This window comes from Embleya sp. NPDC127516, from assembly GCF_044765325.1.
In the GTDB taxonomy this organism is placed as follows: domain Bacteria; phylum Actinomycetota; class Actinomycetes; order Streptomycetales; family Streptomycetaceae; genus Embleya.
Genome location: NZ_JBIWJT010000034.1, coordinates 86,389 through 113,301 on the forward strand (window position 1 = coordinate 86,389; position 26,913 = coordinate 113,301).

Sequence of the window (26,913 nt, forward strand, 5' to 3'; positions counted from 1 at the left end):
ACCCTGCGAGCGACGTCGGCCGATCGGGTGGTTCATTCCCGGGAAGCGGGAGGCAGTTGTTCCGTCCACAGGGTCTTGCTGCCGGAACTGGTGTACCGGGTGCCCCAGCGGTGGGTCATCGCCGCCACCAGTTGCAGGCCGCGGCCGTTCTCGTCCATGAGCGCGGCGTGCCGAGTGCGCGGACTGGATTGACTACCGTCCTGGATTTCGCAGGTCAGCGTAGTGCCGCGGATCAGGCGTAGGGCGATCGGTCCCGCGGCGTGCCGGATCGTGTTGCCGATCAGCTCGCTCACCACCAACTCGGTGCTCGGAATCAGGTCCTCCCAGCCCCACCGGGGGAGTTGATCACGCACGAGCTCGCGGGCCAGGCCCGCCGAGGAGGGTTCGAATGGGAGATCCCTCGAGACCACGTGTTCCGGGGCGAGCCGGTGGGCGCGCACGGCCATGATCGCGGCGTCGTCCGTCGAATGCCCGGAGCCGGGGAGCAGCGCGCCGACGACGGAGTCGCACAACCGACCCAGTTCGGTGGCCTCGTCGTCGGACGCGCGCTCCTGCCGCTGTTCGCCGGCCGCGTCGGTCAGTGCCTTGTGCAGTCGGCTCATCCCGACCTCGGGGTCCGAGTCCGCGACGCCGATCAGACCGTCCGTGTAGAGCACCAGCAGACTTCCCTCGGACAGCACGAAGTCAAGGGTCTGGTAGGGGAGTTGAGCCGTCCCCAAGGGTGGGCCGATGGGGGGTTCGAGGAACCGCGTCGTGCCGTCCGGGTCGACCACGGCCGGCGGCGGCTGGCCGGCGGAGGCGAGCGTACACACCCCGGTCGTGGAGTCGTACACGGCGTAGAGGCAGGTCACGTACAGGTCGCCGTCGAGGCCGGCGACGACGTCGTTGAGGTGGGCGAGCATCTCCTCCGGCGGATGGTCCAGGATCGCCAGGGTCGAGACCGCGGTGCGCAGTCGACTCATGGTGATCGCCTCGGACAGCCCGTGTCCCATCACGTCGCCGATGACCAGGGCGACGCGCTCGGCCGAGAGCGGAATGGCGTCGTACCAGTCGCCGCCCACGTCGACGCCCTTGCCCGCGGGACGGTATCGGGCGGTGGAAGTCAGGGCCGCTGTTTGGGGGAGCCGCCAGGGCAGCAGTTGTTCCTGCAATCGGCGAGCGCGTTCGTGCTCACGGTCGTAGAGGCGGGCCCGCTCCATCGCCTGGGCGATCAAACCGCTCAGGGCGATGAGTACTCCGCGTTCGGCGCCGGCGAAGGAACGAGGGTGCAGGAAACCGATCACGCAACTGCCGACCGGATGGCCGCCGGCCGTGAGCGGCAGTAGCGCCCAGGCTCGTCGTTCGCCCGATCGGGCCAGGTCGGCGAGCTCGGGGTAGCGCTCGACGAACGCCTCCAGCGAGGGGATGAACTGCGCAACGTCGGTGTACAGGGGACGCGGCTCGTCCAAGTCCCTCAGTCGGGCGACGAGCGCCGGGTCGTAGCCGACCGTCCCCACCAGGCGCAGACTCGTGTCCTCCCGGGCGTACATCAGCACGCTGTCGGCACCGAACGCCGGGAGGATTTCGGCCGCCACGGCGTCGACCACGTCCCGGGTGGTCAGGCTCTGGGCGAGGGCTTCCGCCAATGCCCCGATCCGGCGTCCGCGTTCGACGGCGGCTCGTTCGGCCTCCAGCTTCGCGGTCACATCCGCCATGAAGACCACGAGGTAGGGGTCCGCCACCACCAGGCGCAGTCGCTGCCAGGTCTCGCCCAGCCGTATGTCGACCGTCACCGGCAGGTCGCTGTCCAACGCTTTCGCGAACTGCTCCGGGAGTCCCCGGTCCGCGAGTTCGGGGATCACCTCCCAGGGCGTGCGTCCGGTCAGGGAGGTGTGGGCGGTCGCGAGAAGACTCGCCCGGTCGTTGGCGTACAGTACGCGCCAGTCGGCGGGGTCCACGATCAGGAACGCGTCGGGGAGATGGCGCAGGACGCGAGTGACGGCCTGCTCCGTCATCCGCTCGGCGGTGGTCATCCACCCGGTGCCGGTCATCCGCAACGGGGTCTCGTCGTCGGCGTAGGTGGTGTGGCCTCGCAGTTCGACCCAGTTGACCCGTCCGTTCGCCGAACGCACCCGATACTCGACCGAGTACACCTCGTGTCGGGCGATGGCCTCTTCCATCGCCGCGAGCACTCCCTCCAGGTCGTCGGGGTGCACCCGTTGCATCCAGGTCTCGACTCGGTTGTCCCACTCGTCACGGCGCAATCCGGCGCTTTTCAGAATCACGTCGAAGCCCACCTCGTCGATGAGCAGTTCCCCGGTCCGCATGTCCCATTCCCACGTGGCGACCCGTACGCCCGCCATGGCCTCGCGTAGACGTGATCCCGATCCCGACCACCAGGGCAGCATCACGCGTTCCGAGGTGGAGGCCCGCGCCGGCCGGGTGCCCACCGTGTCCACCAGACGGGAAAGGAACGCGCGTCGTTCCTCGGGCACGGGCGTCGTGGTGATCAGGGTGAGGGTTCCGACGCCCTGCCGGCTGTCGAGGATGGGCAGGACCAACATTGCCGCGGCACCGTACCCGAGCGGCCGACCGTCGGCCGCGTCGATGCCGTCCCCACTGGCGCCGTCGCCCCCGGTGCCGTCGCCACCGGCGCCGTCGCCTCGGTCGGCGTCGGAGAGGGCCAGTGCGATGGGTTTGCCCTCGCGCATCGCCCGTGCCGGTCCGTTGGAGCCGTCGGCGGGGAGGTCCTCCCACCGAACCGCGTGGCTCGCCCGGAGTCCGCTGATCGCGGCCAATCTCAGCACGTTTCGGTCCTGCGCCCGCAGGTGCACGAATCCGGCCAGGGCCCCCGTCGCAGTCACCGCGTGATGCAACGCCAGTCGGGCCAGCTCGAGCTCGTCGACGTCGGCGTCCGCGCAGGCGGTTCGTAGCGTCCCGAGTCTCGCGTCGTCGACGGATCCGGGATCCGGTTTCCCGAGCCCATCCATGCGTGGCCCCTCTCCCGGGACGGAAACGCACATAATACCCAAAACGTATGCGATGAAGGGGTTCACGGGACATCCGACCTGCGGTCCGGCCGGGACGCGGGACGAGGTTCGTTCCATGCGTCCGCCCGGGCCGCCGACCCGGGACGGGTTCGCAGAGGTCGCCCGAACCGTTCGCCGAACTCCGTGCCTTCGAGACGGCCGGACGTCCATGCCGCGCGCCGTGGCGGGCACCCCGGGCGGCTTCCCGCCGCCTGGGTAGGGAGCCTGACATGTCCTTGAATCGACGCCTCATCTCGCCCCGCCGTTGGACTCCGCCCCCCGCCCCCGCCGACGAGGGGCGCACAGCCGTCACCGGCCGTTTGGTCGTCGGCCGCCGCATCGCCACCGGCGGTCACGGCCCCGAGGACGTGATCTTCGACAGGCGGGGCAACCTGCTCACCGGTCTCGGCGACGGCCGCATCGTGCGTATCGACCCCGCCGCCGGAACCCACACGGTGGTGGGCAACACCGGCGGCCGTCCGCTGGGATTGGAACCGGCCGCCGACGGCGGCATCCTGATCTGCGATCACAACCGGGGTCTGCTGCGCATGTCCGCCGACGGATCCGTCGAGGTGCTCGTCGACACCATCGCGGGCCGGCCGCTCACCTTCGTCAGCAACGTCGTCGAAGGCCCCGACGGAACCGTCTGGTTCACCGTATCCACCCGCCGCTGGGACCTGGAGCACTACGTCGGCGACATCGTCGAGCACTCCTGCACCGGCCTGCTCTGCCGCCGAGACCCCGACGGCACGGTCACCGTGCTGCGCGACGGCCTCAAATTCGGCAACGGACTCGTCCTCGCCCCGGACGCCTCCCACCTGCTCGTGGCCGAGACCGCCGGGTACCGGATCAGCCGTCACCGGCTCACCGGCCCGAAGGCCGGAACCGACGAGCCGTTCGTGGAGAACCTCGCCGGCCTGCCCGACAACATGAGCCTCGGAAGCGACGGGCTGCTCTGGGTGTCGATTGCCGCGCCCCGCAACGCGCTGCTGGACAGGCTGCTGCCCCTGCCGGGGCTCCCGCGTGTCCTCCTGTGGAACCTGCCCGAGGCTCTACGACCCAAGGCCACACCCGTCGCCTGGGTCATGGCCTTCGACCTCGACTCGCGCGTCGTCCACGATCTGCGCGCCGACAACGTCTCGTACGGCTTCGTCACCGGCGTCGCGGAGCACGAGGGCACGGTGGTCGCCGGCAGCCTGTACGAGGACGACATCATCGTGCTCGCATCCCCTCCGCCCCGGTAGGCGACGCACGCGGCCCGCGGCCCGTCCGTCTCGGCCCGGACAAGGCGGCTCAGTCCTCTCACCGCGGGCAATCAGCCTGGGCGCGTCCGTGGCCGGGGTGTGATGTGGTGTCCACCGAATGAAATTCTTCATTCATGATCTTGAAGTCTGTTCATCCCCATGCCAGATTCGGCGGGACACAGACACAGTTCGGCGTGATCGCCGCTACGCCTTGGGAGCCACGCATGCCGATCGAGCAGACCTCCGAGGGGGGCCTCGCGCTGGAACGCCGCACCATCGAGGTGATCCCCGACGCCGAGCGGCACGGCACGCCACTCAGCCAGTTCACCCTGTGGTTCGGCGCCAACATGCAGATCACCGCGATCGTCGACGGCGCCTTGGCGGTGGTCTTCGGCGCCGACGCGCTGTGGGCGATATTCGCCCTGCTCATCGGCAACGTGCTGGGCGGGGCCGTGATGGCGCTGCACTCGGCGCAGGGGCCGAAGCTCGGGGTTCCGCAGATGATCTCCAGCCGGGCGCAGTTCGGCGTCTACGGTGCGGTCCTGCCGTTGCTGCTGGTGATCCTGATGTACCTCGGCTTCGCCGCGACCGGCACCGTCCTGGCCGGTCAGGCCGTGTGCGAGATGCTGCACATCGACAACGCCAAGGTCGGCATCCTGATCTTCGGCGCGCTCACCGCGGTGGTGGCGGTCACCGGCTACCGTCTGATCCACGTCGCGGGCCGCATCGCGACCGTCATCGGCGTGCTCGGCCTCGGCTACCTGATGATCCGCCTCTTCACGCAGTACGACGTCGGCGCGCACGTGGGCGTAACGGGCTTCGACATCGCGACGTTCCTGCTCGCCATCGGCCTCGGCGCCGGGTGGCAGCTCACCTTCGGCCCGTACGTCGCCGACTACTCGCGCTACCTGCCGCGCGACACCAGCCACCGCGCGACGTTCTGGTCGACGTTCGCGGGCTCCGTCGTCGGTTCCCAGATCGCCATGACGCTGGGGGCGCTCACCGCGGCCGTCGCGGGCAAGGCGTTCCTGCCGGACCAGGTCGGCTTCCTCGGCGATCTGGCGGGCCCCGCGTTCGTGGCGTTCCTCATCTACTTGGTGATCGTGGTCGGCAAGCTGACCGTCAACTGCCTGAACGCATACGGCGGCTTCATGTCGATCCTGACGATCGTGACGGCGTTCGACGGGCGTTCACGGATCTCGCAGGCCGCCCGCGCGGCGTACATCATCGGGTTCACGGCGGTCACGGTGGTCATCGCGATGGCGGCCAGCGCGGACTTCCTGACCAACTTCAAGAACTTCGTACTGTTGCTCCTGATGGTCTTCACGCCGTGGAGCGCGATCAACCTGGTCGACTACTACCTCATCTCGCGCGAGCGCGTCGACATCCCCGCGCTCTACGACCCGAACGGCCGTTACGGTCGTTGGAACGTCACCGCGCTGACCTGCTACGTCGTGGGCGTGGTGGTGCAGATCCCGTTCCTGGCCACCAAGTTGTACACCGGCGCGCTCACCAAGAAGCTGGACGGCGCGGACATCTCCTGGATCGTCGGCCTCGCGGTCACGTCGATGCTCTACTACCTGTGGGCGCGTCGCACCGCGAACCCGCCCGCCGAAACCATCCGCCCCACCGAGCCGGAGGCAGGCGACACCCGCGCCGAGGCGCCGGTCGGCTGACCGCCGCGCACCCCGCGCGGACGGTGGATCTCCGGCCACCGCACACGAACCCGCCGCCTCCGTACGGTCCCTCCCGCCGGGACCCGCGCGGAGGCGGCACGTGTGCGTGCGAGCCGAGGATCTCGCGGACCGATTGCGGGGACGGTGGAGCGGGGGACGGTGACGGGACGTCAGCTCGCGAATGTCCCTGCCTGCCCTGATGGCTCGATCGACTCGTGGTCGGGTGTGCGGGCGGCCCCGGGCGCGCGCTGCTCGGCGAGGGCCTCCAGTTCGGCGACCGCCCGGTCGGTGGCGGTCTCGGCGGCGATCGCCCGCGCCATCCGCTCCGCGGCGGAGCGGTACGACGGGTCGTTCAGCACCCGCTCGACGGCGCGCGCGATCGTGCGCGCCGAGGCGCCCTTGCCCACGGAGACGCCGGCGCCCGCCAGTCGGACGTGCCGCGCCACCTCGATCTGGTCGCGGCCGAGCGGCACGCAGACCATGGGGACCCCGGCGCCCAGCGACTTGACCGTGGTCCCGTGGCCGGCGTGCGTGACGGTCACGGCGGTGTGCCGCAGCGCGAGGCTGTGCGGGGCGGAGGCGGTGACCAGGACATTGGCGGGCGCGCGTACCGTTGCCGGGTCCACGGCGGGGCCGGTGGTCAGCAGCCCGCGGACCGGCAGGGTGCCGAGGGCTTCGGCGATGCGCTCCAGCAGGTCGTGCTGCTTCATGAACGACGAGCTCAGGCCGACCAGTACCAGTGGTGCGTCGCCGTCCGGCAGCGTCAGGTCCCCGGCCCAGGCGGGGTCTTCCAGGCGCGGCCCGACGTGCCGTATGTGCTCGGGGAACTGCCGCCCGGCGTGATCGAAGGCCCGGGGCGAAAGCACGAGTATTCGGTCGACGCGCTCGAACGCCTCGACGACCGAGTCGAGCGGTTCCAGGCCGTTCTCGACGCGTGCGCTGTTCAGGGCCGGTAGCCCCTTCACCCACGGTTTGCCGGACAACCGCGTCACGATGCGGTCGCGCAGCCGGCCCGGCGCGCCCTTCGCCGGAGCGAAGCCGGGACCGGGCGGCGGTGCCCCCGGGGTGGGGAACGGATAGATCGTCGTCGTCAGCGAGGCCGTCGGGACGCCGGCCGCCTCACCCGCGGTGGCCACGCCCAGCAGCATGTGCTCGGACACCAGCACGTCCGTCGGCCGGGCACGCAACTCGGCGAGTGTGTCCCGGGCGTAGTCGGACGCCGGCCCGCAGACGATGCGGTCGCGCAGCCGGGCGGCCGCGCCGAGCGGCGTGCGGGCCTCGAAGTCGCGGATGACGTCCTTGCTCGGGTCGCTGGGGTCGCCTTGCGGCGCGGTGGTCCAGGCGACCGCCTCCAGGCCCGCGCCCACGATCTCGTCGCGCAGCGACTCGTCGGCCAGCACCCGCACGCCGTGGCCGCGTTCGCGGAGCGCGCGGGCGACCGACAGTACGGGGGGCACGGCTCCGCCGCCGGCCCACGTGGCGAAGAGGAAGTTGCTAGGCATGGTGTTCCTTCCGAGGGTCGATCGCGGTCAACATGTCGCGCATGGCTCGCTCGGCTTCCTCGCGGGAGAGCCCGAGGTCACGGCGCCACAACTTCCACAGGTAGATGTCCGTGGCGGCGTAGTGCAGGTTCAGCGCGTGATCGCGGGCCGGGCCGGCGGCGGGGAGCCGGTCGGCGAAGACCCGTTCCAGCCAGGCCCGGTGGAGACCGCGGGCGTGTGCGGCGGCCCGGGCGGCAGCGGGGATCCGGTCCATCTGCGCGATCCAGAGCACGTTGGCGTCGCCTTGTTGTTCGTAGTCGGCGAAGAGGACGGCGACGATGGCCGCCACGTCCCCGGTCGGCGCCTGGCGCGCGAGCTCGGTCTGTGCCGCCACCGCGTCGGCGACGGCGTCGGCGAGGCCGTCCTTGCCGCCGAAGTGGTTGACGATCGTCTGCACCGACACGCCGGCCGCGTCGGCGATGTGCTGCAACGTCACCTCGTCGTGCCAACGCTGCGACCACAGTTCGGCCGCCGAGCCGATGACGCGCGCCCGGGTGGCCTCCAGTGCCGCGGCCCGGGCGCCCATCCGGTACGAGCGTCTGCCCTCACTTTCCATGGAGTTGATTCCATATTGAATTGAGTGGGAAGTCAAGTGAAAGTCCGTGGCACCTGCGGCTTGCAGCGGGGTGGGCGTTCGTGGTCCCGCGACGATCACTTGCTTGCCGTACGGCAAGCAACGGGAGCCCGCCCCCGCGGCCGACGGCAGAGACCCTCTTCCCGTTTCGAGGTGGAGTTGTCGCGGGAACTCCTGGTGCACGCCGCGATGGCGCGCTGCCGCGATGAACGTGCGGAGCGTCCGGCTCCGGGGCGGCTCGGGCGCTTGCTCGGTAAGGCGGTGAACGGCGCCGGGCACGGCCCGCACGGCGGCGAGCGCGCGTTCTCGCGGTCCTGGCCTTTTACGTCTCTGCGAGGATGGATCGTATGAATGTGCGAAGCGGGAGCCGGGTGCGGGTGTCCGGCCGGGCAAGCGCACCGATGGTGATGCCGGCGCACGGGTTCGGCCGCGACCGGAACATGTGGCGCCTGGTGGTGCGCCTTGTCACCCGTAGCGCCACCGGGCATTACCCCCGGCTCGGCGCCCCCGAGGAGACGACCGAGGCGTTCGCCGCGTTCGCCGGAACGCCGCGGTGATGTCCCGAGCCGGCCGTGACCGGGACGGGCATACGGACCACGACCGCACGTTCTCCGCACTGCTGGAGGACAGCGCCGAGGATCTCTACGAGCACGCCCCGTGCGGATACCTGTCCACGCTGCTGGACGGGCAGATCGCCAAGGTCAACACCACCCTCCTGGAGTGGCTCGGCTACGAGCGCGGCGACCTGGTGGGCCGCAAAAGGTTTTCCGACCTCCTCACCGTCGGCGGACGCCTCTACCACGAAACACACTTTGCGCCCCTGCTGCGCATGCAGGGCCAGATCAACGGCATCGCGCTGGAGATGAAGGCGGCCGACGGCAGCCGACTCCCGATCCTGGTGACCTCCACGGTCAAGACCGGCGACGACGGGCAGCCGCTGCTGATCCGCACCACCGTCTTCGACGCCCGCGAACGCCGTGCCTACGAGGAAGAGCTGCTGCGTGCCCGCCGGGAGTCCGAGCGCGAGCGCGAACGCCTGCGGCGCCTCACCACCACACTCCAGCAGACCCTGCTGCCGCCGGCCCTGGCGAACGTGCCGGGCCTGGACGTCGCCGCGCACTACCACATCGCCTCGGCCGACGAGGTCGGCGGCGACTTCTACGACCTGTTCCCACTCGCGCACGGCACCTGGGGAATCTTCCTGGGCGACGTGTGCGGCAAGGGCGCCGCCGCGGCCGCCGTCACCTCCCTGGCCCGCTACACGCTGCGCGCCGCCGCGGTCTACGACCCGGACCCGGCCGCCGTCCTGCACAACCTCAACACCGTTCTCAACCACGAGTACAACGGCATCGACCCCCGGTTCTGCACGGTCCTCTTCGGCCTGCTCACGCCCGAGGGCGACCACGGCGGCTTCCGCATCTCCTTGGCCGGCGGCGGCCACCCGCCGGCTCTGCTGATGCGCGCGGACGGCACTGCCGACTATCTGCCCACCCCCGGCGGCCAGCTCATCGGCGCACTGCCCGACGCCCACATCACCACCATCACCTTCCGCCTCGAAGCGGGTGAAACCCTGCTCCTGCACACCGACGGCCTCACCGAGGCGCACACCGGCGGCCGCGGGGACCGCTACGGCGACGATGCCCTCCTCGACTTCGCCCGTACGCTGGCCCCCACCACCGCCCGGCACGCCATCGACGCCATCCGCGACCTGCTCGACACCCTCGGTGCCGGGGTGGACGACGACACGGCGGTCCTGGCCGTCAGCGTGCCTCACCCCGATCGTGCAGAGCAGCGAGGACCCGGCTGAGAGTCCGATACGCGGAACACCCCGTCCGGTCCCGTCGTCGAATCGGCCGGCATGGCTGACACCGCCCGGACTTCTCGTGGCACTCCCTCGCGGCGTTATCGTGACCTGTCCGCCAGGGCCGTTCCGAGGACGGTGGAAGCCGCACGACGTACAACCGTGCGGCCCGGCCCGGCGGACGGCCCTGCCGTCGCGCGTCGAGGAGTACATCTGTGGACAACATTCGCAAGGCGGTCATCGCGGCGGCAGGGTTGGGAACGCGCATGTTCCCGATTACCAAGGTGATCGAGAAGGCGATGTTGCCCATCGGACGCCGGCCGACGATCGACTACATCGTCCGTGAGTGCGCTGCCGCCGGCGTGCGGGAAATCGCGATCGTGGTACGCCGGGGAAGCACCCAGATCCAGCGCTATTACGAGGACGACACCGAACTGCGTGCCCTGCTCGGCCGACGAGGTTGGGGTGAAAAGGCGCGTGCGCTCGACGAACTCGCCTCGGTTCCCTCGATCACCTTCATCGAGCAAGACCTGGAGGACCGGTACGGTACCGCCGTCCCGGTGATGCTCGCACGAGACTTCATCGCCGACGACGCCTTCTTCTTCGTCTCCAGTGACGACCTGCTCGTCGAGCGGCATGGACAATCGACACTCACGCAACTGGGGCGCGATGCGGGCGGCAGTGGCGGATATGCCCTCGTGGGACAACCGTCGCCGGCGAGTGCCCTCGACCGCTACGGCCGCCTCGAAACGGTCGAAAGCGACGGGCGACTGCACCTGACGGATCTCGTCGAGAAGGACGCCGGTGGAACCCGACCCGACGGCGGGAAGGTCCTGATCAATATCAGCAGGTACGCGTTCCCCGCGGAATTTCTTCCCGTCCTCGGCGCGGTGGGGGAACACGAAGAGTCCGGAGAGTACCGCCTCACCGACGGACTGTCGGAAGTCGTCCGGTCCACTGCGATCGCCGTAACCGTCAGTCGCGGCACCTACTTCGATCTCGGCAGCGAGCAGGGGTTGGCGGAGGCATCCCAACACGTCGTCGTCGACAAGCAGTAGATCCGCGACATCGGTTCGCGGCGGGAGGAGCGGCCCGATCCGTAGCACGCGCATCGGGTCCAGGGTCGGCCGGCCGAGCCGGTGCCTGCCGCGTGATCCGCAGGCCCGTCGATCACCCGGCCGGGTTCGGGTGACCGGCGGGCCGGCGTGAGCCGGGCTGAGGTGAGGGAGGGCGGGATCGGTGTGAAACTGGGCACGGAAGGGGTGATCCTCGTGTCGGACACACCGCACGCGTTCCCCGGTCCCGACACCGCCATCGACGAGGATCGGCTGGAAGAGCTGATCGTCGAGGCGCAGACGGCCCTGCCGGTCGAACTGCCCGCCTTGGCGATCCGATGCGCCCGTGCCCTCGGCCTGGACACCGCGTTGATCTACCTCGTCGACCTGCAGCAGCAGCTGCTCATCCCACTCGACGAGGCCCTGGAGCCGCTGCCGGTGGACCTCTCGGCGGCCGGTTGGGCCTACCGCACGGTCTCTCCACGGGTGGCCGAGGACGACGAAAGCTTGATCCTGTGGGTGCCTCTCGTCGACGGTGCGGAGCGGCTGGGCGTGCTGGCGGTGCGGACCGCCTCGCTCGACGAGACACGGATGCGCCGCAGTCGCATGCTGGCCCATCTGTTCGCCATGCTGATCACGTCCAAGCGCGCCTACAGCGACTGGCTCGCCGCCCGCACCCGCACCGCGACCATGCGGTTGCCCGCCGAGATGCTGCGGGCCTTCCTGCCGCCCCGCACCATCGGCAGCAGCAGGTGCGTATCGACCGCCGTCCTGGAACCGGCGTACGACGTCGCGGGCGACGCCTTCGACCACTCGGTGGTCAAGAACATCCTGCACACCATGATCCTCGACGCGATGGGCCACGATCTGACCGCCGGCCTGACCACGTCGGTCGCCATGGCCGCGGCGCGCAACGCCCGCCGGGGCGGCGCCGACCTGGCCGACGTGGTCGGCTCCGTCGACCGGGCGCTCGCCCAGTGGCTGCCCGACCACTTCTCCACCGGCGTGTTGTGTCGGCTCGACGCCGAGACCGGGGTGCTGCGCTGGGTCAACTGTGGTCACCCCCCACCGCTGCTGATCCGTGCCGAGCGGGTGCTCGCCGGGGCACTGGACAGCCCCCCACAGCCTCCGATCGGCCTCGCCGGTTCACTCGCCCCGGCGGCCCGGCAGGTCCACGAGGCGACCCTGGAACCGGGCGATTGTGTCCTGCTCTACACCGACGGTGTCGTGGAGGCGCGCGACGCGGACGGTGCGGAGTTCGGCCTCGACCGGTTCACCGACTTCATCATCCGCTCCTCCTCCGCCGGACAGCGCCCGGCCGAGGTGCTGCGGCTGCTCATCCACGCCATCCTCGACTACCAGCGCAACCAACTGCGGGACGACGTGACCATCCTGCTCTTCGAATGGAGTCCGCAGCGCCGGTGACCCGGCACCGCGCCGAGCCTCGCGCTGCTCGCGGTCCGCGTTCGGCCGGGTCGACACACGGAAGCCGGCGGGGTTCGACGGGCAGCCCGGATCGAGGTCTCGACCCCCGGGTGCGGGTGGGGGTATGGAAGCGCGGTGATCGGGTCGGATCGCGCGAGTTCCGTTCGCGATCCGAGCCGGCGATGACCGATTTTCCTAGCCTGAGGTTGCCCCACCGGATCGAACACAGGAGCCACTCGTGAACCCCGTGAATTCCACGTCCATCGTCACCGATTCCCCGGCCGCCCCCGCCGCGTTCGACCGCACCGGCGAATCCCCGCTGGCCATCGCGCTGCGTCGGGTCGCCGCCGAGTCCGAGGCCGGCGGTCCGCGCATCGGCTACAACAGCTTCGTCGGCGGCGAGTAACAGTCACCCTCGATCGACCGGCACGTGACGCCGGAGGTCGACGCAACGGCTGATGCCCCGGCGGACCTCGGACACTCCCGAGGTCCGCCGGACCCGGCCGGGAACACCCTCACCCGCACGGATCGCGCCGGTGCAATCCTCGGAACCACCCGGAGCAGACACTGTGGTCAACCTCGAAGCTCCCGTACGCAGACCGGCGGAATGGCCGGCCGATCTGCTCGATCCCGACAGCCTGGGCACGACGTGGCAGCCCGTGCCCTTCACCCACTTCGTGGTGAAAATGCACAGCCGCTGCAACCTCGCGTGCGACTACTGCTACCTGTACGAGATGGGCGACGAATCCTGGCGATCTAGCGCCAAGACGATGTCGACGGCGGTCGTGGACCGTACCGCCGCCCGTATCGGCGAACACGTGCGCGCCCACGGGCAGGAGCGCGTGCAGTTGATCGTGCACGGCGGCGAGCCGCTACTCGCGGGACCGGCCCTGATCACGCGGATGGCCGAGGCCGTACGCCGCGAGGTGCCGGCGAGTACACACGTCTCGTTCGGCGTGCAGACCAACGGTCTGCTCCTGAACGACCGCATGCTCGACGCCCTGCACGCACTGGACTTCCGGGTCGGCGTGAGTGTCGACGGCGGCGAACTCGCCAACGACCGCCATCGGCGCTTCGCCGACGGGCGCGGGAGCCACGGGGCGGTGACCGAGGCGGTCGCCAGGCTGCGGGATCCGTCGCGGCCGGGATTGTTCGGCGGGCTGCTGTGCGTCATCGACGTGGCGAACGATCCGGTCGAGGTGTACGAGTCGCTGCTCACGCACGAGCCGCCGATGCTCGACTTCGTGCTGCCGCACGGGAATTGGACGTCTCCGCCGCCCCTGCGCGAGGAGGGGTCGAGCCGCACACCCTACGGCGACTGGATCGTGCGGGCCTTCGATCGCTGGTACGACGCACCGCGCCAGGAGACCCGGGTCAAGCTGTTCGAGGATCTGCTGAGTTTGGTCCTCGGCGGCCACACCCGGTCCGAACAGGTGGGGATCGGCCCCGCGACCACCGTGACCATCGACACCGACGGTGGGATCGAGCAGGTGGACACGATCAAGTCGGCGTTCGACGGCGCGGCGGCCACGGGATTGTCGGTGCTCACCGACCCGCTGGACGCGGCGCTGCGGCACCCGGCGGTGGTGGCTCGCCAGATCGGGATCGAGGGCCTGTCGCCGACGTGTCGCTCATGCTCGATCCGCGATGTCTGCGGGGGCGGATTCTTCATCCACCGCTATCGCGCGGGCAGCGGGTTCCTCAATCCCACGGTGTACTGCCCGGACATGATGCGGGTCATCGCGCATGTGCGGACCAGGATCGCGAAGGATCTGGCGAGCGCGCCGGCGGGTGGGTGAGGTCACGTCGTGAGTCATCGGGCGGGCGCGGGGTGGTGCGGGTCGGTCGCGTGCCCGCCGATGGTGTGTGAGGGGGGCCGGTGGTAGGCGGCCCGGTAGTGGGCGGCGAAGTGTCGGCGTTCGGGGAAGCCCCACGCGGCGGCGATGCCGGTGACGGTGCCGTGCGTCCGGCCCTGTGCCACGGCCAGGAGGTCGGCGTGCGCGCCGGCCAGGCGGATGCGCCGTAGATGACCCATCGGGGTGGTGTCCAGGTGGATGCGGAACTGTTCCTGGAGGGTGCGCACGCTCACTCGGGCGGCCGCGGCGATGTCGGCGACCGAGATGGGTGTTCCGGCGTGTGTCTCGCAGTATGCGAGGGCACGTTGGAGTGGGCCGGTGCCGCGGACCGGTGCGCGGTGGCGGATGGGTTCGGACAGGCGGTGCGGCTGGGTGGCGAGCAGGCCGTGTACGAGTGCGAGTTCGAAGTGTGCGACGGCCAGGGGGGATCGGGCGAACAGTCCGTTGTCGGCCTCGCGGGTGAACCGTCGGGCGATCCGGAGCCAGGTGCGTGCGTGGGGGATGCGCGGGTCGAACGCGGTGTGGAAGTCGAGTGGTTCCTCGGGTGTCTCGCCGATCTGGTCGCGCACGGCCCGGGTCACCAGTTGTCGGGGGATGCAGAGCATTCGGGTGGCGGTGTCGGCGTCCCAACGGGCGACCACGACCTGTCCGGGGTTGACCACGCTCGGGGAGAAGGGTTGCGTGCGGCCCTCGACGTTGAGCGAGGCTCGGCCGCGGTGTTCGAGGCGCACGATGTAGACGGCGGGTGGCTCGGCGGGACTGATCACCACGTCGGTGCCGTAGCTGAGGTCGTATGCCTTCACCGTTCCCTGGTGCAGGACCCGAAAGCGGGCGTCCAGGGGTCTGCGGCCCACCACCTCCATCGCGTGTCGGGTGAAGTGGGCGTCGAGCAACGGGTGCAGCAGCGACTGGTCACCGCCCCGGTAGAGTTCGCGCCCCCTCGCGGGAGCGGGCAAGACCGCCTCGGTTCTCGCATCGAGGTGCGCGGCATCGGGATGGGCCACCCTGCTCTCCTCCGCCTGCTCACGTGCACACGTCACACGGGACGGGGGGCCCGTGCGCGACACTCGGTCCGATTCTCGGGCGCGACACGTGCCCGAGGCGAGGCCGAGGACCGCGCCTGATCAGCCAATTCGCGCGATCCGGCGGCGCCGAACCGGCCCGCGGCACGCACGATTCACCACGCCGAGCCAACTCCCGGGAGAGGCAGCAGTGTTCGCGGCATCGACTCCCGACGCGTCCTGGTACACCGACTCCACACCGCACCGCGCAGAGTCGGCCCGGGTCGTCGAACTCGCCCGAGACCTCACCGAGTTGGGCCTACGACCCGGCGACACGGTGATGGTGCACAGTTCGCTGCGGGCCGTGCGCGGTCGAGACCGCCTCGGGGCCGAGTCGCGGGATCTCCGGTCGGCGTTCCGGGCCGTGCTCGGCGGCGACGGAACCCTGGTGGTGCCCGCGTACACGCCGGAGAACTCGATCACCTCCCAGGCGTTCGCCGACGCCACCGCCGGCCGGACGGTCGAGGAGCTGGCCGACTATCTGCACCGGCCGTTGGACCCGCGCGCGTCGGTGTCGGCCGCGGTGGGCGCGTTCGCCGAGTCGATTCGTGTCGACGACGGGGCGCTGCGCAGCGACCATCCGCTGGCCTCGGTCGTGGCCCTGGGCGGCCGGGCCGAAGAGGTCACCCGAGGCCACGGGAGGACGCATTTCGGCCCGGATTCACCGATGGGCCGGTTGTACGACGCGCAGGCCCGAGTGCTCGCGATCGGCGTCGGGTGGGGCGTCGTTTCCGTGGCCCACCTGGCGGAGTACCGACACCCTCATCGGTCGCAGCGCCGCTACACCTGCAAGGTCGCCGCCTCGGGCGGGAGTTCGTGGTGGTCCTTCTCCGACGTGGCACTGAGCGACCACGACTTTCCGGCGCTGGGGCGGGACTTCGAGGAGCGGTATCCCGAGGCGATCTCCCGCGGTCGGGTGGGCGCGGCGCGCGCCTTCCTGGTCCCGGTCCGACCGTACGTGGATTTCGCGACCGCCTGGATGGGCGTGCGTCGGGCGCCGGGCGCGGGCGGGTAGCGGACCGGTGTGCGCGTCGTGGCGCCGTCACGGGCCGTGTTGGGCGATCGAGGCTCGGATCGCGTCGGCGTGCGGACCCTCCCACCACGGTATCGAGCGCACCAGCAGCGGTCTGCCGCCGCTGATCTGCACCAGCATGCGATCGCGCGGCAGCGCGGCCAGGTCTGCCACGTCGAGCACGACCTCGGGCCGGGTGGCTCTGGTCACCGTCGAACCCCACCAGCCCGAGGACGCGTGCGTGACGGCGGTGGTACCCGCCTCGAATCGGCCGGAGAACACCGATTGCGCGCGGAGCATCGCGCTTTCCGAGCCGCCGGCCCCGTAGACCCGCACCGAGCAGGAGTTCCAGATCTTCGCCATGCCGGCCTCGCCCCACACGTGCACGCCCTGTGCCCAGGACTGGAGCATCATCATCACCACCACGCCCCGGGACCCGTAGTGGGAGAGCCGATCGGGCAGGATCGGCAGCGGCGCGGTGTTGGCGGCCTCGTCCATCACCACCAGGAAGGGGACCGGCAGACGGCCGCCCGAGCACGCCGCCGCACGATATTCGGCGGCGACCAGCATGGCCCCGGTGAGCAGCGTGGCGGCGGGATTCGAACGGGCGTCGTCCACGTTGGAAAGAATGTAGAGCGTGTCGGTGCCGACGGCGAACTCCACGAAATCGAACTCCTCGCGCCCTTCGCCCGGAGTGATCCACGGCAGCACCTCGGGAGCCGCCAGCCAGGACACGAGTTGCACGGCCGCTCCGTAGACGCCCGACCGCTGGTCCGCGGGGAGACCGCGGCTCGCCGCACACGCCTCGGCGGCCAGCAGGTTCCCGGCGCCGCGCAGGACGGTCTCCGGCTCGTCGTCGTCCGGGCGCAGCAACCAACGTCGCACCGCGGTGATCGGTTGCTTGTCCAGGCTGGCGGCGAGCAGGAACATCGCCAGCAGGTTCTGCGCCGCCGGCTGGAAGTACCCGTCCGAGCGCATCTGGGTGTCGCGCTGGGTGAACGCGATCAGACCCGCGACGCCGACCGCGTCCTTCAGGTTGCCGGCCACCATGCCCAGTGGATCCCAGAACCAGGTGGGAGGCTCGTGTGCTACGTCGTGTGGATCGAAGACCCACACCCGACCGTTTCGTCGACGCACCTCGCGGGTGGCGTCGACCACGTCCCGCTTGCACGAGGTGACCACCAGCGCGCCCGGGGCGGAGACGATGTTGGGGATGACCCGGCAGGTGGTCTTGCCGGTGCGCGGGCCGCAGATGTCCACCTGGACCTCCTCCCACGAGCCCCACACGTCGCGCCCGTCGCGCACGCTGCGGCCGACGTACACCCCGGGCGTCGCCACGGGGTACGCGATCCGCGCCGCCGAGGCGCGCACGCTTTCGGTGCCGACCCGCCGGACGTCGGCACGACGTGTCAACAGCCGAGCGGTGGAGTCCACGTGCCGGCGCCGATCGCGGTCGCGGAGGTAGGCGAGGAAGGGCAGGTCGATCGCGGCGAGCAGCAGCAGGAGGCCGACCGAGAGCGCGATCACGTCCGGCGGTGGAAAGCGGGAGGCATCCGGGTCGCCGTAGGCGCGGAGCAGTTCGGCTCCGGTGGGTTGTCGGCCGGTGAGAGCGGCCAGGAGTCCGGCGGCCAGGGGCGGGAGCAGGAGCACCGTGACCAGGTTGCCGATGAGGAGGAGCGCGGCCAACCACGTGCCGGTGATGTCGGGGCCGCGGCGGCGGATGGTGCCGGTCATCTGTCTTCCTTGTCCGGACGGTGGCAAAGCCGGGTCCAGGGGATCCGGCCGGGGCGGGCCGGAGCGATCTCGACGACGGCCCTGCGCCCCGCCGCGAACCGCTTCGCGTTGCGAGCCGCCGAACCCGGTGCGAGGGGGGTGCGTGGACGCACAGCACAGCACGACGGCCCCGCGGAAGGTCGTGTCGACGCGGTGTTTCGCGCGTACCGGTACTTCACCGCGCTGTCGTATCCCCTTGGCCGCGGTCGCGTCGGCGGTCGCCGGGGGATGCCGGACGCCGACGGGCAGCGTGTATGGCGCTGTTCGGCCTCGGCAGTCCTGATCGCGGTCGCCAACGAGCGGCTGTGACCGGCGCTTTCCGGCGGGCCTTCGTCGTCACCGCGCTCTGTGCCGCAGCGGGCTACGCCATGGCGGTCGCCGGACGCCGCACCCTGAAACCCGCCGCCGAGGACGTATGAGAGCAGCGTTTTCGACCCACGCACCACGGTGACCGGGGGCGACGGGGTCGGCGCCCATCGAGTCGGGGCCCGGCCGAGGAACGCCGCGTTGGCGATCCGGGCCGGGGAACGTGGAACCGACCGAGTGTCGTGGTGCAGTCCGCCGGCGACGGGACTCCGTGGCCCGGGAGGTCGGTGCACGGGAGCGGCGAGGGGAATCCGTCCCGAATGCCCACCTCTTGCCCGAACGTCGGGCAGCCGGTGACGACTTCGTGTCGTCCGCCGGCCGTAGGCAGGAGGCGTCGACGGCGGTGTGACCGTGGCCCGGGCGGGACAGGGCGACCGCCCATCTGCCAGACTGGACGGGCAAGATTGATACTCACCCAAGTTCGTCAGCGCCTGGTCGGTCGGTGGAGCGCGCTGCCGTGCTCGCCCGGTTGCGAGCGCGGCCGGCCCTGCCCCGGTGGCGCCGTGCCGTGCGTCGGAACCGAGCCCGTCTCGGAAGGACCGTCATGGCCACCGACCACCACGACATCGAGATCGACGAGGGCGGCTACGTCCCCGATCCCGATCGTGACACCGCAGTTCTCCTCGACGCGTTCCACGACCACATCGCCCGAACCGTTCGCGAGCGGTCGCTCCCGGACGAACTGCTCGGCGCGATCCGCGTGTTGCACGACGACCTCATGGCCGCCAACGCGCACCTGATCGACGACGAGCCGTCCCGGCACAACCTGCGTCTGACCCTGGTGCTGGTCGCCGCGTATCGCACGCTGCTGCCGCGTCTGGGCCGCGACGACGCCCTCGCCGCTGTTCGAGCCGCGTTCGTCGAGCCGTTCCACGAGACGTTCCGGGCGGGAACTCTCGCGATGCTCGACGCCGCACCCGACCCGTTCACGGCCATGGTCGCGCTGTCGAAGACCCGCGAGGAGCAATCCTTCGGCGCCACGTTCACCTTCGACCGCCCGGTGGACGACGGCCGGAGCTACCTCCTCGACGTGCACCGCTGCTTCTACCACGACGTACTGGTCGCCAACTCCGCCCCGGAACTGACGCCCGCCATGTGCGCGTTCGACAGTTCCTGGATCGAGGCGATCGATCCGGACCGCCACGGCTTTCGCTTCGAACGCGTCACCACGATCGGCCTGGGCGGAACGCACTGCCCGTTCCACTTCCACCGCGACACCGTCGTCGGGGAGAAGGAAGCCGACCTCGACTGAACCATCCCGTGGCGGGGACGCCCGAGACCGGGCGTCCCCACCACGGGGGACAGGCGCACGATCCCGCGCGCCGGCCGTTCCCGGACGCACGTCACGCGCAAGCACGGCCGGCACAGGCTCGGTTGCGCGCACCGACCGTCCGCGGGAAAGGAGCCCAGTGCACGCGGCGAAATAGTGCTTATGTGACTGAATAGTCGAGTTGTGAGCACCTGGGTCGGGTGTTGCATACAGCCGGTGCATAGGACACGGTTGCAGGAAGACAACTATTTTCCAGCGGCAGAGAGGTGGTGGGGTGCGCGCGATGCGTTCCCCGGCTTGTGATCCGTACTTCGGGTACCCCCAAGACTCCGCGCGGTGGTGACGTTCACGTCGGCACCACGTGGAACAACGCCCCCTATCCCGTTGTCGTCGCCGACGGCGGCGGGGACATCGTCGAAACCAACGAAGGCGCGCGCCGCCTGTTCGCGCACGCCGAAGAGGCCGGGGAAGGTCTGGCCGCAGGCGGCCTGCCGCACTGGCTCGCACAGGCCCACCACCGCCTGCCGTCGGCCGGGGCGCCACCGGCGGCCGTGTCGGGCGCTGTCGCCGGCCGTACATTCGAGGCACATCCCTCGCTGGTCGAGAACGGGGATGTGGTGTGGTGGCTGGTGGAGGATACCGATCTCCGTCGGGCCGAGCAGGCGCTGCGCGGCGAGCGTGAGCGAGCCGCGCTGCTCGCGGAGATCTCCGGTGCTTTGCTGTCGTCGCTGAATGTCGAGCGCTGCGCGGAGGTGACCGCACGGATGGCCGCGGATCACCTCGCCGATGCGGCGGTCATCGTCGCCCCGGCCCAGGGTCGCCGGCACGCGCTGACGTACGCGCAGGTCGGCGGTGAGGTCACGCAGGCGGTGGTGTCCATCGACGCGCGAACGGTCCCCGGGTTGGCGGAGGCGTTGCAGGGATTCCCGCCGGTGCCGACGCGGTGGATCGACCCGGACGACGTCCCCGGCTGGGTCGTACCGCCCGGGTTCGCCGGTGTGATCGGATCGGTGATCGTCACCCCGCTGCCCGGGCACGGGGTGCCGGCCGGGGTGCTGATCCTGTTGCGGTCCAGCACGCACCAGGCGTTCACGGACGGCGAGGAGGTCTTCGCGCGACTCTTCGCGGCGCGGGCTGGTGCCGCGCTGTCGGCGGCGCGGCTGTACGCGGAGCAGGCGTCGATCACGGCCACGCTGCTGCGGGAACTGCTGCCGCCGCGGCTGGAGCGGGTGTACGGCGTGGAGTACGCCGGTGTCTATCGGGCGTCACAGGACCACGAGCGTGTCGGCGGTGACTTCTATGACGTCCATCCCGGTGCGGACGCGTCCAAGGAGACCTTCGTCGTCTTGGGCGACGTGGCGGGCAAAGGTCTGGAAGCCGCCGTCCTGACCGGAAAGATCCGCAGCGTCCTGCACGCGCTGTTGCCGCTGTCCGGTGACCACCAGCAGGTCCTCGTCCTCCTCAACGACGCGCTGATGAACTCCCACCACACCCGGTTCGCGACCCTGGTGCTGGCTTCCGTCCGGCGGAGTTCGGGGCAGGTGCTGCTGCGACTGACGAGCGCCGGACATCTGCCGCCGCTGATCGTCCGGGCCGACGGTCGGGTGGAGGAAGCCGCCACCGGCGGCACACTCGTGGGAGCCCTGCCCGAGGTCCGGGCGCGGAGCGTGGATGTGGTTCTGGAACCGGGCGAAACCTGCCTGCTCTACACGGACGGGATCACCGAGGCCCGCGGCGGGCCGCTGGGCGACCAGCTCTACGGTGAGGAGAGGTTGCAGGAGGCTTTGCGGGAGTGTGCGCGGATGCCGGCGGAGGCCGTGGTGGAGCGGGTACAGATGCTGGCGGCGCAGTGGTTGGGAGGCGGTCGTCACGACGACATGGCCACGCTGGCGATCACCAACCCGGCCGGCGCCCACGACGAGTTCCACGAGGTCGGGCACGGGAGCCGCGAGTCGCAACGGCGGGAGCCGTGATGGCCGACGTCTCGGAGCAATGCCCGCTCTCCGGGCTTTCGGAGCGCCTGTGGACGGCTGTGATCGGCAGGGACGAGCCCGGCGCGATGCGGCTGGTCGCCGCGGCGGCCGATGCCGGGGCCGACGGAGAGAGCCTCCTGCTGGACGTCGTGGCGGGCGTGCAACACCGCATCGGGGTCGAATGGGCCGCGGACCGGATCAGTGTGGCCGAGGAACACGCGGCCACCGCGATCACCGACCGGGTCATCGCCGCCCTCGCCCACCACCATCCGGCGCCGCCCCTCGCGCAGACGCGGGGGCGGATCACGGTGGCCTGTGTGGATGGCGAATGGCACTCCCTGCCCGCCCGGCTGCTGGCCGAGATCCTCACCCGGCGCGGCTGGCGGGTGGACTTCCTGGGCGCCCATACCCCGACTCCGCACCTGATCGCGCATGTGCACCAGACCAACCCGGCAGCCGTGCTGCTGTCGGCGTCGCTGCCCACCCACCTGCCCACCGCGCACCAGGCGGTGACCGCCGTGCAGTCGCTCGGCATCCCGGTCATGGTCGGCGGCGCCGCCTTCGGCGAGGACGGCCGTTACGCCCGTCTTCTTCGAGCCGACGCCTGGGCCCCCGACGCGCGACGAGCCGCCGACCACCTGGCCCAGGGTGTCGCCGGCCATCGCCCGGGTCGGCGACACGAGATCGACGACCTGCCCCATCTCGCCGATCAGGAATACACCCTCGTCAGGACCGGCCGCACCGCCCTGGTGCGGCAGTGTCTGGTCGCCCTGGACGAGCGTTGGCCCGGCATGCGTACGTACAGCGCGGCCCAGCGCGAACGAACCGCCGAGGATCTCGCCCACATCGTGGACTTCCTCGCCACGGCGCTCTACGTCGACGACGTCGCGCTGTTCACCTCGTTCGTCACCTGGACCGCGGACATTCTCGCCGCCCGCCACGTGCCCGCCGCGGGCTTGCGCATGGGTTTGGACGTCCTCGCCGGGCAACTGCGGGATTTTCCCCGCGCCCTCACCTTCCTCGGCATCGCAACCGACACCCTGCCCACGGCGCCCGCCCACTCCGGCCCAGGAATCGCATGAGCTCCTACGTGCCAGTCGAGCTCTCCGTCGACATTCAGGCCGGCGACACACAGTCGCTGCGCCTGGCGATCCGGGGAGACCTCGAATACGACACCATCGACGCGTTCACCCAGCGGGTGAACGCGGTGCTGGACACGCATCTGGAGCGGCACGGCCCGGCCCTGTGTCATCTGCACCTGGACTGGGAAGGTCTGACCGCCATCGACTCCGGCGGACTGTCCGCTCTGATCGGCCTGCGTCGTCGCACACATTCCGCCGGAATCGCCCTGCACCTGCATCGGCCACCCGCGCAGCTGACCCGCTTGCTCGATGTCACCGGCGTCAAGGGATACCTCACCGGGCGCACCGACGCCGACAACGATGGTCACGGCTGCGCGGCGGGAGGGAACAGCGGCGGCGAGTCCGCCTCCTCCCGCTGAAGGCCGGCGCCCGAACGCGGTGGGCTCGAGCCCCCTTGCATACGCAGGGGGCTCGAGCCTCGGCGCACACGGAGAGGCTGGGAGGCCCACCCCCCCCATCCCACCGAACCGCGACACCACCGCCCGCCCGCCACCCGTACCGGCGCGGGTCGAACCAGGCCAAGGCACCCGTCGTGCAACTTCGGCACGCCGAGGCGCCGCGTCAACTCCTCCGCCCGGTAGGCCAGTAGGCCGGATTCAGCTTCGTGGCCTTCCGATCGGACCAGTGCGCGGGGGAGTCGTGGTCGACTCGGCGCGCGCAGCCGTCCGTGCTCGCGCGTTCGGCGGCGGATCACGCGTACCGAACCGTGACGCATGTCCACCCGCAACATTTGTCATCGATCAATAATTCGATACGCTTCGCGTCGGGACGCCGGGGGGCAGGGCACAGCCGTCGACGTCAGGGAATGACATTGATGTCGTCGTCCGAGCCGTTTGCCTGCGGCCGGGCGTCATTGCTCGCTCGTCCGACGGAGGGGGGTCGTCATGGGAGATCGGCATCGGCCGGCATCCGGTCGGGACGTGTGCGCCCGACGTGCTCGGCACTCCCCGCACACGGTGGAGGGGGCACGTCGCGCAGGCCGCGCGAGGTGGTCGGTCGCCTCAGGCGGTTCGCGCTCGCCGGGCGAGCGATGGGTTGTCCGCCGCCTCGTCCATGACAGGAACGGCGGCGTTGCGCAGGGATTCGAGCCCCTTCAGCAACATCGCCCGCGATTCGCCCGACATGCGCGCCGTGACGACCGCCAGTTCCCGCTCGCGGCGGGCCCGCAGATCCGCCAGGAAGGCACAGCCCCGCCCGCTCAGCCGCAACTGCAGTTCACGACGGCTGTTGGCGCTGGGCAGGCGCTCGACGAAGCCCACGGCCTGCAGGCGGTCACACAGGCGACTCGTCGAGGAGGGCGTCGACCGCAAGCCGTCGGCCAACGTGCGCAGGTTGATGCCCTCGTGCTGCTCCAGCAGGAACAGCGCGCGTAGCTGTGACGGAGAAACGGGCGCCGTGGACGCGCGCCCCAGCAGCATCTCGAGCAACTCGGCCGCCGCGGTCGCAACGCGCGCCGTCTCGTCCGAATGGTCGTGTCGAGAGGAGGTAACCCCGCTCACCGCCTTACTCTGACGCCCGAAACGGCCGTCGGTCCGACGGCCGTGCCGTCACCACAATAGACGCTATAAAAGCGGTTGATCCGACAGGCGGTCCGGGCCGTTCCGCAGACACGCCACAAGGGTGCTCCTTGCCGCACCCGCAGAGAACGGCTGAAGACATACTGTGAATGCATACGAGGAAGCCGAGCGCGCGTTGCGCGCCGCGCCCCCGCATGGACTGCTCGACGCCATCCGCGGCGTGCTGACGCGGCACTACCGGGCAGGATCCGTCGAGCTGCTGATGGCCGACTACAGCCTGACCGCCCTGCTTCCGGTGTCCGCGCTCCCGCCCGCCACCGAACCCCTCGCCGAACCCCTCTCCATCGACAACAGCCCTCAGGGCCGGGTCTTCGGCGCGCAGGAGCCCGCACGCGAGGAATACGCGGAAGCCACGGTCGTCCACCTCCCGGTGACCGTACGCGGCGACCGCCTCGGTGTCCTCACCGTCACCCTTCCGACCGACGCCTGTTCGCCGGCGATCCCCACCGAACTCGCCGACATCGCCGAGATGCTCGCTCACGCGGTGACCGTCGCCGAACGCGACACCGACCTCTACCGCCGGGCCCGGCGCAAGGACCGCCTGACCCTGGCGGCCGAAATGCAGTGGGAACTCCTGCCCGGGCGAGCCTGCAGCCGCGACGAATACGCCATCGGCGCCCAGCTCGAGCCCGCCTACGCCGTCCACGGCGACAACTTCGACTGGTCCGCCGGCGCCGACCACCTCGTCCTGACGGTGACCAACGGCATGGGCGAGGGCATCGACGCCGCCCTGCTCAGCAGCCTGACGATCAACGCCCTGCGCAACGCCCGACGCGCCGGCATCCCCCTTGCCGACCAGGCGGCCCTCGCCGACCAGGCGGTCTACGCCCAGCACCGCGGCGACGCGTACCTGTCCGTCCTGCTGCTGGACTTCGAACTGACCACCGGACGAGTCCAGGTGGTCGACGCCGGCTCCCCGCGCCTGCTGCTCCTGCGCGAGGGAATGGTGACCCCGATCGACTTCGACGCGCAACTGCCCCTGGGCATGTTCGAGGAGACCGACTACACGGCGCAGGAATTCCACGTCCGGCCCGGGGACCGTCTCGTGTTCGTCAGCGACGGCGTCCACGCGGTCGCCTCGCCGGCCGGCGAGGCCTACGGCGAACGTGCGCTGGCCCGGTCGATCAGCGCCACCCGGCTGCTGCCGCCCGCCGAGATGCCTCGCGCGGTCCTGCGCGAACTCACCGGCCACCGCGGACGCCCCGTCCCCGACGACGACGCCCTGGTCGTCTGCCTGGACTGGTACGGCAGACCCACCGCCCCCGACCACGCGTCGTCCGCCGACCCCGAACGGCGCGACACCCACTCCGCCACCTTCCCCGCCCCACCGCACGCTCCGCGGTGACGGCGCGGCGCGACGCTCGGGCGTGACTGCCGGGTGTGACGGCGTCGCGGGCCGGGAGCAAGGGGACCGCCGAACGTTCGCCCAGGTCGCGCAGCCGGGAGGCGGCGGTCTCCACCGTGTGGAGGCGGGATGGGCCTGAATCTCGATCCCTCCTCGGTCACTGTCTCGAAGCGGGCCGCAACACGACGCAGGCCGCCGAACGCCTCTCGACCCGCGCGACATTCAAAGAGTGCCGATCGGCGAAGCCGTCGTGCACACGATGGTGGGATTTTGCCGTCGTGTGCCCTCGCGCCGGTGGCGCTCCGCCCGGCCTGGTTGCCGAGGGAGCGCCACCCATCGTCGGGTCTGCGCGTGGACTACAACGTGCCTGCGGGGCCGGCGCCGGGGGCGCCGGGAGTACCCGGTGTCGTGTTGCCGTAGTAGTCGCCGGTGCGGCTGCGGTGGTCGTGGTCGTCGAGGTGCTTGTCCTTGTCGAACTCGGGGGAGTTCTTGATCTCCTCCTTGGTGCGCGAGACGTGGACGACCTTGTTCTCGGTGTCGATGCTCGCGATCGTGCCCGCGGGGAGCAGGACGTGCTTGCCGAAGATCCACACACCCGTGTCGACCACCAGGTAGGACGCGTCGACGTCGTCGTTGTGCTTGTCGACCTTGCCGATGTGGCCGTCGGTGGCATCGACCTTGTATCCGGCCAGGCTCGTCCCCGCGGTGTAGCCGGACTCGGGACGGTGACCCCACACGTTGTCGCCGGTGCTCACAGGGAACTCCTCAACTCCTGACGAACTCCTTCACCGCAGGCGGATTGCCACGGCGGGAGCCGTCGTCTCGAATGGTTCGAGCCGCGCCTGCCCCGTCGATCCGGTCGCACACCCACCCCGACGCTCAGGACGCGTGGACCACGGTCCGTGCCGGGCCGTTGCGCGACGTCATGGGCGCGGCCGCTTTCGGAGTGAACACGCTCGCGATCCCATCGCCCACCCACTCGCACCCATGCCCGACGAGCCCGACGGGCGCTGGTTCCGGCCCTGGCAGTCGCGAGGGAAACAGGGAAACCGCGGCGAAAGGGCTTCGAGGGAACGGTGGGAATGGTGGAAACGGCGCCGAATCCTGTCCCGGAAACACCCCGGTAAACCGCCATCTTTTCAGGCATGCGCCCGAATGGGTGGGGCACAAGCGGGTCGGAGGTAAAACAATGATTCCCCTGCTGGTAGTCCTGC

Annotated in this window: 21 protein-coding genes; 14 read left to right on the plus strand and 7 right to left on the minus strand. The window is 70.5% G+C overall.

Annotated features, from left to right (window positions below; translation table 11 throughout):
- Positions 1–32 precede the first annotated feature (32 nt).
- The gene (locus ACIRL2_RS42090) at positions 33–2,969 is read right to left on the minus strand and encodes a SpoIIE family protein phosphatase (protein ID WP_402239645.1); all 2,937 of its coding nucleotides are present in this window, start codon (positions 2,967–2,969) and stop codon (positions 33–35) included.
- A 269-nt stretch (positions 2,970–3,238) separates the two neighbouring features.
- Here ACIRL2_RS42090 and ACIRL2_RS42095 point away from each other — a divergent pair, with 269 nt between their 5' ends.
- On the plus strand, positions 3,239–4,252 hold the full coding sequence (locus ACIRL2_RS42095; protein WP_395859977.1) for an SMP-30/gluconolactonase/LRE family protein: 1,014 nt from the start codon (positions 3,239–3,241) through the stop codon (positions 4,250–4,252).
- Positions 4,253–4,476: 224 nt separating this feature from the next.
- Positions 4,477–5,928, plus strand: coding sequence for a purine-cytosine permease family protein (locus ACIRL2_RS42100; RefSeq protein WP_402239648.1), 1,452 nt, complete (start codon positions 4,477–4,479; stop codon positions 5,926–5,928).
- A 170-nt stretch (positions 5,929–6,098) separates the two neighbouring features.
- On the opposite strand, the gene ACIRL2_RS42105 is transcribed toward ACIRL2_RS42100, so the two are convergent.
- Together ACIRL2_RS42105 and ACIRL2_RS42110 are read right to left on the minus strand one after the other, a co-directional pair.
- Positions 6,099–7,430 carry a glycosyltransferase gene (locus ACIRL2_RS42105; RefSeq protein WP_402239649.1) on the minus strand — a complete coding sequence of 444 codons (1,332 nt, stop codon included), beginning with the start codon at positions 7,428–7,430 and terminating at the stop codon, positions 6,099–6,101.
- Positions 7,423–8,025 carry a helix-turn-helix domain-containing protein gene (locus tag ACIRL2_RS42110; protein WP_331769877.1) on the minus strand — a complete coding sequence of 201 codons (603 nt, stop codon included), beginning with the start codon at positions 8,023–8,025 and terminating at the stop codon, positions 7,423–7,425. Before ACIRL2_RS42110 ends, ACIRL2_RS42105 begins: the two co-directional genes overlap by 8 nt.
- A 365-nt stretch (positions 8,026–8,390) precedes the next feature.
- Between ACIRL2_RS42110 and ACIRL2_RS42115 the strand changes: the two genes are divergently transcribed.
- The 6 genes from ACIRL2_RS42115 (at position 8,391) to ACIRL2_RS42140 (ending at position 14,123) form a co-directional block, all read left to right on the plus strand.
- Positions 8,391–8,600: a hypothetical protein gene (locus ACIRL2_RS42115; protein ID WP_395859971.1), complete on the plus strand. Its 210-nt coding sequence runs from the start codon at positions 8,391–8,393 to the stop codon at positions 8,598–8,600.
- Positions 8,600–9,850, plus strand: coding sequence for a SpoIIE family protein phosphatase (locus ACIRL2_RS42120; RefSeq protein WP_402239651.1), 1,251 nt, complete (start codon positions 8,600–8,602; stop codon positions 9,848–9,850). The genes ACIRL2_RS42115 and ACIRL2_RS42120 overlap by 1 nt, the downstream gene beginning before the upstream one ends.
- Positions 9,851–10,059: 209 nt before the next feature.
- On the plus strand, positions 10,060–10,902 hold the full coding sequence (locus tag ACIRL2_RS42125; protein WP_402239654.1) for a sugar phosphate nucleotidyltransferase: 843 nt from the start codon (positions 10,060–10,062) through the stop codon (positions 10,900–10,902).
- 204 nt (positions 10,903–11,106) lie between these two features.
- Positions 11,107–12,324 (plus strand): PP2C family protein-serine/threonine phosphatase, encoded by a 1,218-nt coding sequence (locus tag ACIRL2_RS42130; protein WP_395860940.1) that lies wholly within the window; start codon positions 11,107–11,109, stop codon positions 12,322–12,324.
- A gap of 238 nt (positions 12,325–12,562) precedes the next feature.
- Positions 12,563–12,730, plus strand: a complete 168-nt coding sequence (locus tag ACIRL2_RS42135) for a hypothetical protein (RefSeq protein ID WP_402239657.1) — start codon at positions 12,563–12,565, stop codon at positions 12,728–12,730.
- A gap of 163 nt (positions 12,731–12,893) precedes the next feature.
- Positions 12,894–14,123: an FxsB family cyclophane-forming radical SAM/SPASM peptide maturase gene (locus ACIRL2_RS42140; protein ID WP_395859962.1), complete on the plus strand. Its 1,230-nt coding sequence runs from the start codon at positions 12,894–12,896 to the stop codon at positions 14,121–14,123.
- Positions 14,124–14,137: 14 nt separating this feature from the next.
- On the opposite strand, the gene ACIRL2_RS42145 is transcribed toward ACIRL2_RS42140, so the two are convergent.
- Positions 14,138–15,184, minus strand: a complete 1,047-nt coding sequence (locus tag ACIRL2_RS42145; RefSeq protein ID WP_402239659.1) for an AraC family transcriptional regulator — start codon at positions 15,182–15,184, stop codon at positions 14,138–14,140.
- A gap of 208 nt (positions 15,185–15,392) precedes the next feature.
- Here ACIRL2_RS42145 and ACIRL2_RS42150 point away from each other — a divergent pair, with 208 nt between their 5' ends.
- Positions 15,393–16,256 (plus strand): aminoglycoside N(3)-acetyltransferase, encoded by an 864-nt coding sequence (locus ACIRL2_RS42150; RefSeq protein ID WP_395859958.1) that lies wholly within the window; start codon positions 15,393–15,395, stop codon positions 16,254–16,256.
- Positions 16,257–16,283: 27 nt separating this feature from the next.
- Here the strand turns inward: ACIRL2_RS42150 and ACIRL2_RS42155 are convergent, their stop codons facing one another.
- Entirely contained in the window at positions 16,284–17,987 is a 1,704-nt protein-coding gene (locus ACIRL2_RS42155) for a type IV secretory system conjugative DNA transfer family protein (protein ID WP_402239661.1), read from the minus strand.
- A gap of 949 nt (positions 17,988–18,936) precedes the next feature.
- Between ACIRL2_RS42155 and ACIRL2_RS42160 the strand changes: the two genes are divergently transcribed.
- The 4 genes from ACIRL2_RS42160 to ACIRL2_RS42175 all read left to right on the plus strand — a co-directional run bounded on the left by ACIRL2_RS42160 (position 18,937) and on the right by ACIRL2_RS42175 (position 23,136).
- A complete protein-coding gene (locus ACIRL2_RS42160) occupies positions 18,937–19,644 on the plus strand; it encodes an L-2-amino-thiazoline-4-carboxylic acid hydrolase (protein ID WP_395859954.1) in 708 nt (235 codons plus the stop codon).
- A 317-nt stretch (positions 19,645–19,961) separates the two neighbouring features.
- Entirely contained in the window at positions 19,962–21,635 is a 1,674-nt protein-coding gene (locus tag ACIRL2_RS42165; protein WP_402239664.1) for a PP2C family protein-serine/threonine phosphatase, read from the plus strand.
- A complete protein-coding gene (locus tag ACIRL2_RS42170) occupies positions 21,635–22,717 on the plus strand; it encodes a B12-binding domain-containing protein (RefSeq protein WP_402239666.1) in 1,083 nt (360 codons plus the stop codon). The genes ACIRL2_RS42165 and ACIRL2_RS42170 overlap by 1 nt, the downstream gene beginning before the upstream one ends.
- Positions 22,714–23,136 carry an STAS domain-containing protein gene (locus tag ACIRL2_RS42175; RefSeq protein ID WP_395859946.1) on the plus strand — a complete coding sequence of 141 codons (423 nt, stop codon included), beginning with the start codon at positions 22,714–22,716 and terminating at the stop codon, positions 23,134–23,136. The genes ACIRL2_RS42170 and ACIRL2_RS42175 overlap by 4 nt, the downstream gene beginning before the upstream one ends.
- Before the next feature lie 642 nt (positions 23,137–23,778).
- Here ACIRL2_RS42175 and ACIRL2_RS42180 read toward each other — a convergent pair.
- Positions 23,779–24,195: a MarR family transcriptional regulator gene (locus ACIRL2_RS42180; protein ID WP_395860938.1), complete on the minus strand. Its 417-nt coding sequence runs from the start codon at positions 24,193–24,195 to the stop codon at positions 23,779–23,781.
- Between the two features lie 244 nt (positions 24,196–24,439).
- On the opposite strand from ACIRL2_RS42180, the gene ACIRL2_RS42185 reads away from it, so the two are divergent.
- On the plus strand, positions 24,440–25,699 hold the full coding sequence (locus ACIRL2_RS42185; RefSeq protein WP_402239669.1) for a PP2C family protein-serine/threonine phosphatase: 1,260 nt from the start codon (positions 24,440–24,442) through the stop codon (positions 25,697–25,699).
- Positions 25,700–26,055: 356 nt separating this feature from the next.
- Here the strand turns inward: ACIRL2_RS42185 and ACIRL2_RS42190 are convergent, their stop codons facing one another.
- Complete coding sequence (locus tag ACIRL2_RS42190; protein ID WP_402239671.1) at positions 26,056–26,454, minus strand: PRC-barrel domain containing protein; 399 nt, start codon at positions 26,452–26,454, stop codon at positions 26,056–26,058.
- Positions 26,455–26,913: the final 459 nt, after the last annotated feature.

Bases quoted from the DNA above. Each gene is read 5' to 3' on its own strand.
- ACIRL2_RS42090 (WP_402239645.1), bottom strand. From the start codon at position 2,969: ATGGATGGGCTCGGGAAACCGGATCCCGGATCCGTCGACGACGCGAGA.
- ACIRL2_RS42095 (WP_395859977.1), top strand. From the start codon at position 3,239: ATGTCCTTGAATCGACGCCTCATCTCGCCCCGCCGTTGGACTCCGCCC.
- ACIRL2_RS42100 (WP_402239648.1), top strand. From the start codon at position 4,477: ATGCCGATCGAGCAGACCTCCGAGGGGGGCCTCGCGCTGGAACGCCGC.
- ACIRL2_RS42105 (WP_402239649.1), bottom strand. From the start codon at position 7,430: ATGCCTAGCAACTTCCTCTTCGCCACGTGGGCCGGCGGCGGAGCCGTG.
- ACIRL2_RS42110 (WP_331769877.1), bottom strand. From the start codon at position 8,025: ATGGAAAGTGAGGGCAGACGCTCGTACCGGATGGGCGCCCGGGCCGCG.
- ACIRL2_RS42115 (WP_395859971.1), top strand. From the start codon at position 8,391: ATGAATGTGCGAAGCGGGAGCCGGGTGCGGGTGTCCGGCCGGGCAAGC.
- ACIRL2_RS42120 (WP_402239651.1), top strand. From the start codon at position 8,600: ATGTCCCGAGCCGGCCGTGACCGGGACGGGCATACGGACCACGACCGC.
- ACIRL2_RS42155 (WP_402239661.1), bottom strand. From the start codon at position 17,987: ATGACCGGCACCATCCGCCGCCGCGGCCCCGACATCACCGGCACGTGG.
- ACIRL2_RS42160 (WP_395859954.1), top strand. From the start codon at position 18,937: ATGGCCACCGACCACCACGACATCGAGATCGACGAGGGCGGCTACGTC.
- ACIRL2_RS42170 (WP_402239666.1), top strand. From the start codon at position 21,635: ATGGCCGACGTCTCGGAGCAATGCCCGCTCTCCGGGCTTTCGGAGCGC.
- ACIRL2_RS42175 (WP_395859946.1), top strand. From the start codon at position 22,714: ATGAGCTCCTACGTGCCAGTCGAGCTCTCCGTCGACATTCAGGCCGGC.
- ACIRL2_RS42180 (WP_395860938.1), bottom strand. From the start codon at position 24,195: ATGCTGCTGGGGCGCGCGTCCACGGCGCCCGTTTCTCCGTCACAGCTA.